This is a genomic window from Roseobacter sp. MH60115 (assembly GCF_015644665.1).
Taxonomy (GTDB): domain Bacteria; phylum Pseudomonadota; class Alphaproteobacteria; order Rhodobacterales; family Rhodobacteraceae; genus Roseobacter.
This window is the reverse complement of sequence record NZ_JADOBQ010000005.1, coordinates 20,848-34,783: the sequence shown is the minus strand read 5'-3', so window position 1 is coordinate 34,783 and position 13,936 is coordinate 20,848. Positions and strand designations below refer to the sequence as shown.

The window sequence follows — 13,936 nt, the reverse complement described above, 5'->3', positions numbered from 1 at the left end:
AGATTTTGCAGGAGACGTTCCATGGCCAACCCTTCCCTTCTTATCCTCGCTGGCGACGGCATCGGCCCGGAAGTCATGGAGCAGGTCAAGCGCGTCATCGACTGGTTCGGCGCCAAACGCGATCTGGCCTTCGACGTGAGCGAAGACCTTGTCGGGGGCGCAGCCTATGACGCCCATGGCACGCCGCTGCATGATGACACGATGGCCAAGGCGCTTGCGGCAGACGCGGTGCTTCTGGGGGCTGTGGGCGGCCCGAAATACGACGATCTGGATTTCAGTGTGAAGCCCGAACGCGGGTTGCTGCGCCTGCGCAAGGAAATGGATCTTTTCTCCAACCTGCGCCCGGCACAGTGTTTCGACGCGCTCGCCGATTTCTCCTCGCTGAAGAAGGACGTGGTTGCCGGGCTCGACATCATGATCGTACGCGAGCTGACCTCGGGCGTGTATTTCGGGGAGCCACGCGGCATCTTCGAGGAAGGCAACGAGCGTGTGGGCATCAATACCCAGCGCTATACCGAAGGTGAGATCGACCGGGTCGCCCGGTCGGCATTCGAGCTGGCGCGGCGGCGCGGCAAGAAGGTCTGCTCCATGGAGAAGGCCAATGTGATGGAAAGCGGCATCCTGTGGCGCGAAGTCGTGCAGAAGGTGCGCGACATCGATTACCCGGACATTGAGCTCAGCCATATGTATGCCGACAACGGCGCGATGCAGCTGGTGCGTGCGCCCAAGCAGTTCGACGTGATCCTGACCGACAACCTCTTTGGTGACATCCTGTCGGATTGTGCGGCGATGCTGACCGGCTCGCTCGGCATGCTGCCCTCCGCCAGCCTGGGCAAGCCCACCGAGAACGGCCCACCGCGTGCCCTCTACGAGCCCGTGCACGGCTCGGCACCGGACATCACCGGACAAGGCAAAGCCAATCCAATCGCCTGTATCCTCAGCTTTGCCATGGCGCTGCGCTATTCCTTTGATCAGGGCGACGAGGCCGCACGCCTCGAAGCGGCCATCGAGAAGGTGCTGGCGGACGGCGCCCGCACCGCCGATCTGATGGGGGAAGAAGGGGGCACACCGATCAGCACCACCGAGATGGGTGATGCAATTCTGGGCGCGCTCGACAAAAGCCTGTAACACGGCGCATTTTCGGGGTCGCCCAGCGCGATCAGGCCTTGCAGGCCCCCGACCTGTTGCAGTCTAAGGTGGGGGTCGGACGGGTGGCACCACCTGTCCAATCGCCTGATTCTGACCAAGGCCCGACACCGATGAACCCGAACCTCAAAGCCGCCCTGATGGCGCTGACCGCCTTTGGCCTGTTTGCCAGCCATGACGTGATCATCAAGGTCCTTGGCGGTGGATACTCCCCCGTGCAGATCGTGTTTTTCAGCGTTCTGTTCAGCTTTCCGCTGGCGATGCTGTACCTCTTGCGCGATGCCACGCCCGGTACCCTGATCCCGGTGCACCCCTGGTGGATGGCCGCGCGTACGGTCGCTGCAGTGATCACCGGCTTTTGCGCCTTTTACGCCTTTTCCGTCCTGCCGCTGGCGCAGGTCTATGCCATCCTCTTTGCCTCGCCGCTGCTGATCACGGTTCTGGCCATTCCAATCCTGGGCGAGCAGGTCAAACTGCGCCGCTGGATCGCCGTTGCTGTCGGGTTGACGGGCGTCCTGGTGGTTTTGCGTCCCGGACAGGCAGAGCTGGAACTCGGCCATCTCGCGGCCCTCGTCTCGGCAATTTGCGGGTCTTTCGCGTCGATCATCGTGCGCAAGATCGGCCGGGAAGAGCGCTCCGTTGTCATCATGCTTTATCCGATGATGGCGAACTTTGTCGTGATGGCCGCGCTGCTTCCCCTCGTCTATCAGCCTCTGCCATTGGCGGATCTCGGCAAGCTTGGCATCATCGCGGTTCTGGCATGGACTGCAGGACGTTTTCTGATCGCCGCCTATAACAATGGCGAGGCCGTCATTGTCGCACCGATGCAATATTCACAGATCCTGTGGGCCACCATGTATGGCTTGCTCTTTTTTGACGAACAGCCCGATAGAAACACCATCATCGGCTCGGCCATCATCATCGCCAGCGGGCTGTTTATCGTTCTGAGAGAAAGCAGATCCGAAGCGTCCGAACAGCCCGTGCTGCGGACCCGGTCGCGGCCGGAAACCGGTACAACACCGCGCGTGTCACCGTTCTTGCGGAGAGACAAGCGCGGGAAATAGGCGTGCATCATGCGCTTGCCATGGCGCTGCGATGGCGCTATCCCGGCGCCATCGGTCGGGCTGTAGCGCAGCCTGGTAGCGCACCTGCTTCGGGAGCAGGGGGTCGGAGGTTCGAATCCTCTCAGCCCGACCAAAGATGCGGTCAGTGTGGTGGAGTTGCGGGCAACTTGTTGCTGCAATCGCTGTTTTGCCCAGCTACTTTGGAAGAATTTCACCCATTCCGTGGCCGTTTTTCAAACTTAATCTGACTGGGCGGCTCTCGGACCATCCTACATTCGCCAAGAACGGTCGTGGTCGCTTCCATGGCAGCGAACTACTGCGTCACTTTTGGAGACGACCGTTGTGCGATGCATCGCAGACGGTCTGGCGAGCCGCTTGGCTGATGTACTGCAGCCAAGAGCAGATGCAGTAAAAAATCTTAGCGACCAGGGCGCTCTGAGGGTGAGGATCGAAGAAAGCCCGTTGTGTTGAATGCTGCACGTCCTCAAAAGTAAAAGATCAAGTAGTCAGGCCGCGCCAGCACGTCCTGCTTCCAGAACATTGCTCACCGGATTTGTGTTGAACGCCCGTCATTTGTCTTTGACGCCCGGCTGAATTGAAAGATGCGTGCTCAAGACATCTCTTCCGTCGCCAATTCATCGCGCAAAGCCGCAAACCGTGTCTCAAGGTGGTCGCACATCGCGATCCGCGCCGCATCTGCATGGCCGGCTGCAATCGCGTCGACAATTGCTGTGTGCTCACTGTGAGTGACTTGCAAAGACGTTTCGGTCCGGGCCTTGGCCCGTATACGGACCCAAGAAGGATTGGATCGAATCTTATCCAGCATTGAGTATGCAGTTAAAAGAGGACGGTTGCGGGCGCATTGTGCGATCAAGCGGTGCAAGGATCCGTCCCAAAGCTCCATCGCCTGCGCATCGGTCGCCTCCCATTGCCGCCGGGCCAGCATGCGCAGACGCGTCACTTCTTCTGGAAGCACGCGTGCGGCGCACAAGGCGGCGAGTTCAGGCTCAATACACAGACGCGCTTCCATGACTTCCAGCGCATTGGTTTCCCCGGTGATCCTGGCGGCCAGATCGCCCATCGGGTCCGTCGGTTGTCCCGCAAAGGTCCCCTTGCCCTGTTTTCGCCAGACAAGACCTTCCGCCTCAAGCGCGTCGAGCGCCTGCCGGACAAAACGCCGCCCGACCCCGAACCGGTCTGCCAACGCACGCTCCGTGGGCAGCTTTCCTCCGGATCCGAGATCACCGGATTTGATCAACTCAAGCAAGCGCGCACGCACTTGTTGCGGCGGACCTTTGGGCGGCATGACATTCATTTTGGCTCCCATGGCTATAGACGACCAGAGTGTTCTTTAAGCGGGGCTTCCCGCACTATTCAAGCTCAACCGCATGTGACCGGCTCGGACGGCCAGCGGCCTTACGTTCCGCTTCGGCGCGGGCAATATCGGCATCAATCCCCTCGCGCGTTGGAAAGCCGGAAAAACGCTCGGCGCTTGGCATCCCCTTGGCAAAATGCACGTATCGCTCCTGGGCCACGTCCCACAGGCGCGCCAACTCTCCCAAGGGGTCGGCATGATCATCCGCGCGCAGGTCGAGCCAAGGGTGGGCCTGCCCACGATGGATCACGAGCCCTGCCGCCTGCCGACCACGCTTGTCGCCACCCGCCGCTTCCCCCGCCTGCATCGCAGCAATCAAGCGCGCGGCGAAAGGCAGATCCGTGCCTTCGGCATAGGCCTCGGACGTTGCATCAAGCACTTGCGGTCCGGCCAGCATATTGCCTGCAACCGAATAATCGTCGCGGATCAGATGGCCTGCCCAATCAACGCAATCGGCACCCGTATGTGCGGCAAATCCACCCTCCAGATCCATGAGATGCGCCTGCCGGATCGCCTGGCCCTCGTCACGGGCCACCAAATCACTGAGCACCACGTCTGCGGTTTCGCCCGCCATCATCCGGGCGCGGCCTTCGGTGCCCCAGACAGGATTGCAAAACGCCTGGCTGGCGACCGCGACCTTGTCCGAGACAAAGGGCACCACGGCACCGCAGGCAAAGAACTTGCTGGCGACAATCAGGCCGATGCTGCCATCGCCGTCTTTGGCAATCAGGGAAAATGTCATCGGCCCACCGCATAGGCTTGCATCAATCGGGGGGTGGCCGCCGCGCGCAACAGCCCGCCGGGCTCGCGCAGGGCGGCGGTCAGGCGCCCGACCGTCCATGGCTCTGCCACGGTCACCTTGTGCCCGCGCGCGCGCAGGTCTTCGATCACCGCGTCGCCCACATCGGGTTCGATCATCATTTCACCTGTCTGGACCTCTCTGGGGAAAAACGAGCCCTGGAAATGCATGGAATGGAACAGCGGCTGATCCATGCACTCTTGCAAGCCCATGCCGAAATGCACAAACCGCAAGAACCAGATCAGCTGCCACTGGTCTTGCTGGTCGCCTCCAGGCGTGCCGAACACCAGTTGCGTGCCATCCTTTTCCGCATAGCTGGGGGTGAGCGTTGTCCTTGGGCGACTTTTAGGGATCAGCGAGGTCGGCAGACCGTCTTCCAGCCAGTACATCTGGGCGCGTGAGTTCAGTGCGAAGCCAAGCCCCGGGATGACCGGGTTGCTTTGCAGCCAGCCGCCCGATGGTGTTGCGGCCACCATGTTGCCCCAACGGTCGATGATATCGAGATGCACCGTATCGCCGCGCTTCTCAGTGAGATGCGACATGGTGGGCTCTTGAGCTGCCACGTCGCCGACCTGGAAATCGCGCGCCGCGCGGTCGATATAGGCGTCGGCCAGCGCTTCGAACCCCGGCACCCGCCCGGGGCGCTGCGCCATGGACGCCTTAGCCCCGATCAACTCGCGCCGCTCGGCGTTGTAGGCATCGCTCAAAAGCACATCCATCGGGATTTCACTGAAATCCGGATCACCGTAGTAGGCTTCCCGATCTGCGTAAGCGAGCTTCATCGCCTCAATCACCGTATGCACAAACTCGGTCCCGTTTGGATCCATAGCGCCCAGATCGACCCCCTTCAGGATGGCCAGCGCCTGCAACAGGACAGGACCCTGCGACCAGGCCTGCGTTTTGGACACGGTCCAGCCATGGTAGTCGTAGCTGAGCGGCGCCTCATAGGTCGCGCGCCAGTCGGCCATGTCCGAAGGGGCGAGAACGGCGGAGTGCCTATTCTCAGACACGTCCATCACCTGCGCGTCCTTGAGGTAATCGAAAATCGCTTCTGCAACGAAGCCTGCGCGCCATTCATGTCGCGCGGCGTCGATCTGGGCTTCGCGTGTGTCACCCGTGGCCGAGGCCAGGCGGTCATAGGTGGCCGCGAGGTCAGGGTTCTTGACCAGCCCGTGGGGGTCTGGCGGGTGACCACCAGGGGTCCAAACTGCGGCAGACGTGGGCCACTCCACCTCAAAGAACGTTTGCAGTCCCGCGATCGTATCGGCCACACGTGGCAGAACCGGATGACCGTCAGTGGCGTAATCAATAGCCGGTTGCATGACCTCGCGCAGGCTCATCGTGCCGTGATCGCGCAGCATCAGCATCCAGCCGTCAAAGGCCCCTGGCACCACTGTCGCCAGAAGCCCCGAGCCGGGGATCAGCGTCAGGCCTTGTTGGGTGTAATGCTCAATCGTTGCGGCCTCTGGCGCCACGCCCTGCGCACAGAGCACCTCGACCTCGCCGGTTTCGGCAGAGTAGAAAATCGCGGGCATGTCGCCAGCTGGCCCGTTCAGATGCGGTTCCACCACCTGAAGCGTCAGGGCCGTCGCCACTGCCGCGTCAAAGGCGTTGCCGCCTTTCTCAAGAATGCTCATCCCAACCGCTGACGCAATCCAATGCGTCGATGTGACGACGCCAAAGGTGCCTCTGATCTCGGGGCGGGTGGTGAAATCGGACATGGAGCCTCCAGATTAATGTTCGCGCGGATCAAGCGCATCGCGCAGGCCGTCACCCAAAAGATTGAACCCAAGCACGACAAAGAAGATCGACACCCCCGGCCACATCGCCATCCAGGGGGCCTGGTTGAGGAAATTCTTGGCGGTGTTCAGCATGGACCCCCAACTGGGCGCGGGCGGCTGTTGGCCAAGACCCAGAAACGACAGCGACGCCTCCGCGATGATGGCGGTCGCGATGGTCAGCGTCGCCTGTACCAGAATGGGCGGCAGAACGTTCGGCAGGATGTAGCGCGACAGGATCTTGGGCGTCGGCAACCCAACGGCGCGGGCGCTTTCGACGTAATCTTCCTGCCGGATGCTGAGCACCTGCCCGCGTGTGAGGCGGATGAAAATAGGCGTGGCCGAGATGCCGATGGCGATCATGGCGTTGGTCAGCGACGGCCCCAGAAACGCCGCCAGAGCAATCGCGAGGATCAGGAAAGGCACTGCCAGCAGAGCCTCGGTGCAGCGCGAGATGACCGCATCGGTCCAGCCGCCGAAGTAGCCGGCGAGAATGCCCAGAGGCACGCCGAACAGCACAGCGATCCCGACCGAGACGACCCCCGCCGCCAGAGACGCCTGCGCGCCCCAGATCAGCCGGGACATGACATCTCGGCCAATCTCGTCGGTGCCCATCCAGTGCGCCCAACTGGGTGCCTTGCGCACGGCACCCCAATCAGTTGCGGCGGGGTCGGGGATCGGTAACAGCGGGGCGGCCAGTGCCATCAGGATGAAAAACACCACAAGCACGCCGCCGACCACAGCGCTTTTGTGGCTGCGGAATTTCTTCCACACGCGGTTCTCGGGGCGGGCCTGCAGCACGGGATCATTGGGCGCGGGCGCTTGGGTTGCGGTCTGAGTCATGTCACTGCTCCCTCAGGCGCGGGTTAAGGATGAAATACATGACGTCCGCAAAGAGGTTCATGAAGATGAAGCCCACAGCGGTGACCAGCACGATGCCCTGCACCACGGCGTAGTCACGATTGAAGACCGCATCGACGACCAGCTTGCCAAAGCCGGGGATGGTAAAGATCTGCTCGGTCAGCACGGCACCCGCCACGAGTTCGCCGAACAACAGCGCGGTCAGCGTTACGATGGGCGTCAGCGCATTGCGCAACGCATGTTTGAGAATGACGACGCGTTCGGCCAGCCCTTTTGCGCGGGCCGTGCGGACATAATCTGCGCTCAGCACGCCGATCATCGAGGACCGTGTATGCCGCATCAGTGTCGCAGCCAGCGCCGTGCCCAGCACAAAGGACGGCATCAGCATCGTGCGGATCGATTGCCAGAGATCCTCCGAAGGCGGCACATAACCAGAGGCAGGCAGCAATTGCCATTTCACCGAGACCAGCAGGATCAGCATGATCCCCAGCCAGAAGTTCGGAATGGACAGCCCTGACAGAGCGACGACATTGGCCACGTAGTCCGTTGCCGTGCCCTTTTTGACCGCCGATAAGATGCCTGCCGGAATGCCGATCACAAGGGCAAAGACCATCGACATCAGGGCCAGTTGAATGGTCACGGGCAGCTTTTGCGCCATCAGTTCCGTCACCGGCTGATTGGTCCGCAGCGACACGCCCAGATCCCCCTGCAGGGCGTTGCCGACCCAGGCCAGATATTGCACGGGGATCGGATCGTTCAGGCGGTACTTTTCGCGCAACGCCTCCAAGACCGCTGGGTCGCGTTCTTCCCCTGCCAGCACCAAAAGGGGGTCGCCGGGCAGCAGATGTTGCAACCCGAAGACCATGACCGAGATGATCACAACCGTCGGAATGGCAATCAGGATACGTCGCAGCAGAAACGCCAGCATGTCACAGCCTCAGCAGGAAAGCGCCCACGCCACCCTGACAGGCGGCGCGGGCAGGAAAGATCACTCTTCCCAGGTCACGTTTTCGAGGCGGATCATGCCATCGGGATAGGGAGTGAAGCCCTTCATCTTGTCGCTGTAGGCCCAGATCCAGTTGACGTGATACAGAAACACGCGATTCAGATCGTCCAGCAGGATCGTCATGGCCTCATCGTAAAGCGCCTTGCGCTCCTCCGAGCTGCCCGCCACGCGCGCCGCATCCATCAACTCATCCATCTTGGGGTTGGAGTATTTGGAGTCGTTGATCCCGCCATTTGTGGTCACAAACGGATGGTTGTTGCCGTCCGGGTCCACACGACCCGACCAACCGATCTGGCTTGCGGTGTAGTCACCGGCGGATTGATCGGCCAGCAGTGTGGCAAATTCCTTGGAGGTCAGCTTGATATCGATCCCGGCCTCGGCGGCCATGGCCTGGACAACCTGCATCACAGCCAGCGGTTCTGTGGAATTGGGCACCTGAACCTCCAGCTCCAGCCCATCGGGAAAGCCCGCCTCAGCCAGCAGGGCCTTGGCCTTGTCGATGTCACGGGCCTCCAGTGGCAGTGATTGATTGTACCAGGGCGATGTCGATGGGAACGGTTGGTTGCCGGGGGCAAATGCCCCCTCAAAAACCACCTGGTTCAGGGCCTCGCGGTCCACAGCATAGCTCAGCGCCTGACGCAGACGCTTGTCATTGCCCCAGGGATTGTCGCCTCGGGGGCCGTTCCCGATGTTGAAAGTGATCGCCTGATAGCCCAGCGAGACGGCGCTATCCACGACGATATCGGGATCGTTGTTCGCTTGGGTCAGGTCCGTTGCATTCAAGCGCTCCAGCATGTCGATGTCACCCGCCTGCAGGTTCGCCAGACGCACGGTCGTGTCGGGGATCGGCAGGAAGGTGACGCTGTCAAAGTGGATCGCATCGGCGTTCCAATAGTCATCGAATTTGGTCAGGACGATCTTGTCTTGCGCCACCCGCTCGGTGAAGCTGAATGCGCCGGAGCAGACCGGGTTCAGGCCGAAATCATCTCCCGCAGCCGCAGCAGCGGTGGGTGAGACCATCATGCCAGCGCGGTCCGCCAGCTGCGCCATCAGGGTGGCATCGGGTCCCGCGAGGGTCAGCACAATCTCATACTCACCGGTGACTTCGGTCCCGGTGATCGAGGCCAGCTCCGACTTGCGCCGGGACGTCTCCAGCGTTTGCGAGCGTTCAATATTGGCGGCGACGGCCTCGGCGTTGAACGGCGTGCCGTCATGGAACACGACGCCCTCACGCAACTGCATCGTGATCGCGGTGCCATCGTCAGAGGTGCTCCAGGACGTGGCAAGCTGCGGGATGATCTCAAGGTCAGGTGTGATGTCCACCAGTTTGTCGCACATCGAGGCATACACAATCCGCCCTACAAATGTGCGCGACTGGTCGGGGTCCAGCACGTCCGCGTCCGATTGCAACGCGATCCGTAAATCCTTGGCAAGCGCCGGGCTGGCGGTGAGCGCGGTTGCGCCAATCAGCGCAGTGATCATGGCCTTTTTTATCGATGACATGGTCAAATCCTCTCTGTTCATGTTCGTTTTTGTTTTGCGTTATGCTTGACGGTGCCGCCTTCTGTCGCTGCGCGGTAGAGCGCAAAACGTGCTTCGGCAGTCTTGGATTTCTGTGTCACGGTGGTTGGTGGGAGGCGTCGTTGCAACGTCTCCGCGAAATGGCAGGCGACTTGATGGGATGCATCCTGCAAGGCATTCAGGTGCGGCGCCTGGGTCTTGCAAAGCGCCTGCGCGTGCGGGCAGCGCGTATGGAACCGGCAGCCCGGCGGCGGGTCCGACGGGCTGGGCATTTCGCCGTGAACCGTCGCACTATGGTCTGTCACAGGTCCGTCCATGGACGGGATCGCGGCCAAAAGCGCCTGTGTGTAGGGGTGTTTAGGGTCCGCAAAGACCTCTTCCGTCGTGCCGATCTCGACAATCCGACCCAGATACATCACGGCGACGCGGTCACTCATGTGCCGGATCACGCCCAGATCATGGGCAATGATCACGAGGGTCAGCCCCAGATCGCGGGACAGATCGCCCAACAGGTTGATCACCTGCGCCTGCACGGAGACATCCAGGGCCGACACCGGCTCATCCCCTATGATCAGTTTCGGCCCGGAGGCAAGGGCGCGCGCGATGCCGATGCGCTGCCGCTGACCTCCGCTGAATTCATGCGGATACCTGTCCGCGTGTTCCGTACGCAACCCCACCTGGCGCAGAAGCTTCGCGACCTTGGCGCGACGATCCTGCGGTGACAACTCGGGGGCGTGAATTTCCAGCGGCTCCCCCACAAGCTTGCCCACCGTCATCCGCGGATTGAGCGAGGAGAAAGGGTCCTGGAAGATAAACTGCATGTCCCGGCGCAGCGTCCTCAGCGCGTCTCCTTGAATCGCACTGACCTGTTGTCCGTCAAACAGCACATCGCCCGATGTCGGCGTCAGAAGCCGCATCAGAACGCGCGCGAGCGTCGATTTTCCGCAACCGCTCTCGCCCACAATCGCAAAAGTCTCACCGCGTCGCACCGCGAGCGAGACCCCATCGACCGCCTGCACGACGGGCCTCCGGGACAGCCAGCCGGCATGCGTTCCAAAATGCTTCGCCACATCTATGGCTTCGAGGATGACATCCTGGCTCAAGGGGCCACCTCTATGTGTTCTTCGAGGGGCGCGAAGTGGCATGCGACATGGTGCTGCGGCGCAATCTCCGACAAGGCGGGCCGCCCCGCACAGGTCGCCGCGGCGAAGGCACACCGGGTTCGAAAACGGCACCCCTCCGGCATATTCGCGATGGTCGGCACCGTGCCGGGAACAATCGCCAACCGCTCGCCCGGACGGTCCAGCCCGGGCATCGCGCTCATCAGGCCTATCGTGTAGGGATGCTGGGGATTGTCAAAAACCTCTCTTACCGGCCCTTGCTCAACCACCTGACCACCATACATGACGGCCACGCGATCGGCGATCTCGGCCACAACACCAAGATCATGGGTGATCATGATGGTGCTCATCCCGGTATCGTCGCGCAGGTCCCGGATCAGGTCGAGAATTTGCGCCTGGATCGTCACGTCGAGCGCAGTTGTCGGTTCATCTGCGATCAGAACCTGGGGATCGTTGGCCAGGGCCATGGCGATCATGACCCGTTGACGCATACCACCGGACAATTGGTGCGGATATTCAAACAGCCGCTGCGACGGATTGGCAATGCCAACGCGCTGCAGCATATCTTCGGCGCGGGCGAGCGCTTCCGGGCGTGTGGCGCCACTGTGTTGAACGATTGCCTCGCAGATTTGATCCCCGATGCGAAAGGCCGGGTTCAGGGATGTCATTGGCTCCTGAAAGATCATCGCGATGCGGCTGCCACGCATCGAACGCGGCAAGACATCGCGCGTCAGGTCGAAAGTATCTTCGCCAACCTTCAGATTTCCAGATGAAATTACAGAAGAATCTGGCGGGAGTAAGCCCATGAGCGCCATCGCGGTGACGCTCTTGCCGCAGCCGGACTCACCAACAACGCACAGCACTTCACCCGATCTGGCAGAAAGGGAGACGTCATCCACAACATCATTTGACTGTCCGCGAAAACGCAGGGCCAAGCCCGTCAATTCCATGGCGCAAGCACCAGATCGCTGAGGTGGACCAGCCTGCCAATCATGCGTATCCTTTGACACTGCAGAGCCTTACGACATCGAATGCATGAAGATGCGAACCAATTTCATATTGGTATCCGACATAACGCGCGTCCAAGTGTCAATGCTAAACCTGTCACGGGAGCACCGCCGAGTTACCCTGACTACATTTTACGCACGTGGACGTGGCAACAAGCGCTGCCGATCACGCGCAGCGCCACGGATAGCGTCGCGCGATCGCCCCTTGACCGGCAGCAATGAACGGCATCCGCAGGCTGACGAAAGTCCAGGGGCATGATGGGTGACTGTCCGAATCGGACCCCATATTCTAACTTGCAGATTTTTTTTGAACCATCCTGCATCCCCGTACGACCAACGGTTATCCCGGCGGGCAAGAGCGCAATGACCATGGTCTTATTTGATCAGGTCAGCCCTTGGAAAGCCACCGGCGATATTTGTTTGAAACGATTTGTGGATGGAGAAACCAATGCCCAGCTTTAACTTTTTCAATCTAATTTTCGGCAACAACACGATTCACGGCACAGACAGGAACGACCTGATTATTGGGACGTTCGGCGATGACAACATTACCGCCAAGGATGGAGACGACCTCGTTTTTGGCCTGTTTGGCAATGACAAGATCGCTGGCGACCTCGGCGACGACATGCTCTTTGGCGGTTTTGGAGACGATACCGTCGAAGGTGGTGATGGCGACGATTATGTCTCCGGCGGCTTTGGCAACGACCGCGTGGTCGGCAACAAAGGCGACGACGAAATGTTCGGCGGGCGTGGCGATGACCTGCTGGTCTGGAACAACGGCGACGGCTCGGACCTGATGGATGGCGGCAAGGGCTATGACATCCAGCAGGTCAACTTCGACACCGATCTCGTGAACGATGATCTGCAGAACGACGATGTGGCCGAGTTCTCGGTCACCGATGAGGGCATCCAGTTCGCCCGCATCGAGGTCAACGGCCAGACCGAACGCGGCCTCTTCCAGCTCGACATCCGCAACACCGAAGTGCAGGAGACCAACTTTGGCGGCGGCGAGGATAAGGCGGTGATCACCGGCGACGTGCTGAACGAGATCAAGCTCGACCTCGATGGCGGCGATGGCGTGGATACGTTGGATCTGTCGCAGGCCGCCGAGGCGGTCAAGGTGAACCTCAAGAAAGGCACGCTGAACGACTCGCATGCTGAGAACTTCGAGAATGTCGTGGGCACCATCTTCGATGACAAAATCCGGGGCGACAAGCAGGATAACATCCTGTCCGGTAACGATGGTGACGACAAGCTCTTCGGCAAGGGCGGCGACGACACCATCATCGGCAACAAAGGCAACGACGAGATGTTCGGCGGGCGTGGCGATGACCTGCTGGTCTGGAACAACGGCGACGGCTCGGACCTGATGGATGGCGGCAAGGGCTATGACATCCAGCAGGTCAACTTCGACACCGATCTCGTGAACGATGATCTGCAGAACGACGATGTGGCCGAGTTCTCGGTCACCGATGAGGGCATCCAGTTCGCCCGCATCGAGGTCAACGGCCAGACCGAACGCGGCCTCTTCCAGCTCGACATCCGCAACACCGAAGTGCAGGAGACCAACTTTGGCGGCGGCGAGGATAAGGCGGTGATCACCGGCGACGTGCTGAATGAGATCAAGCTGGATCTGGATGGCGGCGATGGCGTGGATACGTTGGACTTCAGCCAGGCGTCGGGTCCCATCAGCGTGAACCTCGAGACCGGCGCCATCGAGATCGACAATAGGGCTGGCCAAGACGCCTCTGCCGTCAACTTCGAGAACGTCACCGGGACCGACAGCAACGATGTCATCATCGGCAACGACCAGGACAATGTGATCCGCGGCGGCGCCGGGGATGACATCATGGCAGGTGGCGAAGGGGCCGACACCTTCGTGTTCTTCGAAGAGGATATCGGCGTCGATGTCATCCTCGACTTCGAAGTCGGTGTTGATCAGTTGGCGTTCTTGACGACAGACCCCAACGTGACGACCGAAAACCTGCTCGCCAACTTGAGCCAGGTTGGGGACGACGTGGAACTGGCCCTCAACAACAAGGTGATCACATTCGAAGATACCCTGGTCACCGACTTTGGTGCCGATGATTTCATGATTGCGTAGTTAAATGTAACATCATGGCCCACGGCCCCGCCAGCTTCCAGCTGGCGGGGTTTGTTCCGTGTATGAAGGAAAATGAACCGTCCGTACCTTCATCGTGTCTTGTCCAATGTGGATCAACACGATGATACCGTATGGCAAATCCGCACTGGCTCGC

Annotated in this window: 11 protein-coding genes and 1 tRNA gene; 4 read left to right on the top strand and 8 right to left on the bottom strand. The window is 60.7% G+C overall.

Annotated features, from left to right (window positions below; genetic code table 11):
* The first annotated feature begins 21 nt into the window (after positions 1 to 21).
* The 3 genes from leuB to ISX84_RS15820 all read left to right on the top strand — a co-directional run bounded on the left by leuB (position 22) and on the right by ISX84_RS15820 (position 2,343).
* Positions 22 to 1,128: a 3-isopropylmalate dehydrogenase gene (gene leuB / locus ISX84_RS15830; protein WP_195821372.1), complete on the top strand. Its 1,107-nt coding sequence runs from the start codon at positions 22 to 24 to the stop codon at positions 1,126 to 1,128.
* A 131-nt stretch (positions 1,129 to 1,259) separates the two neighbouring features.
* Positions 1,260 to 2,210, top strand: coding sequence for a DMT family transporter (locus ISX84_RS15825; RefSeq protein ID WP_195821371.1), 951 nt, complete (start codon positions 1,260 to 1,262; stop codon positions 2,208 to 2,210).
* Positions 2,211 to 2,266: 56 nt separating this feature from the next.
* A tRNA-Pro gene (locus tag ISX84_RS15820) sits at positions 2,267 to 2,343 on the top strand.
* Positions 2,344 to 2,820: 477 nt separating this feature from the next.
* Here ISX84_RS15820 and ISX84_RS15815 read toward each other — a convergent pair.
* From ISX84_RS15815 to ISX84_RS15780, 8 genes are read right to left on the bottom strand one after another with little or no spacing between them, the layout of a single operon-like run.
* The gene (locus ISX84_RS15815; RefSeq protein ID WP_195821370.1) at positions 2,821 to 3,525 is read right to left on the bottom strand and encodes a FadR/GntR family transcriptional regulator; all 705 of its coding nucleotides are present in this window, start codon (positions 3,523 to 3,525) and stop codon (positions 2,821 to 2,823) included.
* Between the two features lie 55 nt (positions 3,526 to 3,580).
* Positions 3,581 to 4,327 carry a DUF1028 domain-containing protein gene (locus ISX84_RS15810; protein WP_195821369.1) on the bottom strand — a complete coding sequence of 249 codons (747 nt, stop codon included), beginning with the start codon at positions 4,325 to 4,327 and terminating at the stop codon, positions 3,581 to 3,583.
* Positions 4,324 to 6,105: a gamma-glutamyltransferase family protein gene (locus tag ISX84_RS15805; protein WP_195821368.1), complete on the bottom strand. Its 1,782-nt coding sequence runs from the start codon at positions 6,103 to 6,105 to the stop codon at positions 4,324 to 4,326. The genes ISX84_RS15810 and ISX84_RS15805 overlap by 4 nt, the downstream gene beginning before the upstream one ends.
* Positions 6,106 to 6,117: 12 nt before the next feature.
* Positions 6,118 to 7,005: an ABC transporter permease gene (locus ISX84_RS15800; protein ID WP_195821367.1), complete on the bottom strand. Its 888-nt coding sequence runs from the start codon at positions 7,003 to 7,005 to the stop codon at positions 6,118 to 6,120.
* 1 nt (position 7,006) lies between these two features.
* A complete protein-coding gene (locus ISX84_RS15795; RefSeq protein WP_195821366.1) occupies positions 7,007 to 7,951 on the bottom strand; it encodes an ABC transporter permease in 945 nt (314 codons plus the stop codon).
* 60 nt (positions 7,952 to 8,011) lie between these two features.
* Positions 8,012 to 9,532, bottom strand: coding sequence for an ABC transporter substrate-binding protein (locus tag ISX84_RS15790; protein ID WP_195821365.1), 1,521 nt, complete (start codon positions 9,530 to 9,532; stop codon positions 8,012 to 8,014).
* 17 nt (positions 9,533 to 9,549) lie between these two features.
* The gene (locus tag ISX84_RS15785) at positions 9,550 to 10,653 is read right to left on the bottom strand and encodes an ABC transporter ATP-binding protein (RefSeq protein ID WP_229884365.1); all 1,104 of its coding nucleotides are present in this window, start codon (positions 10,651 to 10,653) and stop codon (positions 9,550 to 9,552) included.
* Complete coding sequence (locus tag ISX84_RS15780; protein ID WP_326838748.1) at positions 10,650 to 11,570, bottom strand: ABC transporter ATP-binding protein; 921 nt, start codon at positions 11,568 to 11,570, stop codon at positions 10,650 to 10,652. The genes ISX84_RS15785 and ISX84_RS15780 overlap by 4 nt, the downstream gene beginning before the upstream one ends.
* A 556-nt stretch (positions 11,571 to 12,126) precedes the next feature.
* On the opposite strand from ISX84_RS15780, the gene ISX84_RS15775 reads away from it, so the two are divergent.
* Complete coding sequence (locus tag ISX84_RS15775) at positions 12,127 to 13,782, top strand: calcium-binding protein (RefSeq protein WP_195821362.1); 1,656 nt, start codon at positions 12,127 to 12,129, stop codon at positions 13,780 to 13,782.
* Positions 13,783 to 13,936 lie beyond the last annotated feature (154 nt).

Excerpts from the sequence above, each read along its gene's own strand:
- ISX84_RS15810 (WP_195821369.1), bottom strand. The coding sequence starts at position 4,327 with ATGACATTTTCCCTGATTGCCAAAGACGGCGATGGCAGCATCGGCCTG.
- ISX84_RS15795 (WP_195821366.1), bottom strand. The coding sequence starts at position 7,951 with ATGCTGGCGTTTCTGCTGCGACGTATCCTGATTGCCATTCCGACGGTT.
- ISX84_RS15775 (WP_195821362.1), top strand. The coding sequence starts at position 12,127 with ATGCCCAGCTTTAACTTTTTCAATCTAATTTTCGGCAACAACACGATT.
- ISX84_RS15825 (WP_195821371.1), top strand. The coding sequence starts at position 1,260 with ATGAACCCGAACCTCAAAGCCGCCCTGATGGCGCTGACCGCCTTTGGC.
- ISX84_RS15805 (WP_195821368.1), bottom strand. The coding sequence starts at position 6,105 with ATGTCCGATTTCACCACCCGCCCCGAGATCAGAGGCACCTTTGGCGTC.
- leuB (WP_195821372.1), top strand. The coding sequence starts at position 22 with ATGGCCAACCCTTCCCTTCTTATCCTCGCTGGCGACGGCATCGGCCCG.
- ISX84_RS15800 (WP_195821367.1), bottom strand. The coding sequence starts at position 7,005 with ATGACTCAGACCGCAACCCAAGCGCCCGCGCCCAATGATCCCGTGCTG.
- ISX84_RS15815 (WP_195821370.1), bottom strand. The coding sequence starts at position 3,525 with ATGAATGTCATGCCGCCCAAAGGTCCGCCGCAACAAGTGCGTGCGCGC.
- ISX84_RS15790 (WP_195821365.1), bottom strand. The coding sequence starts at position 9,532 with ATGTCATCGATAAAAAAGGCCATGATCACTGCGCTGATTGGCGCAACC.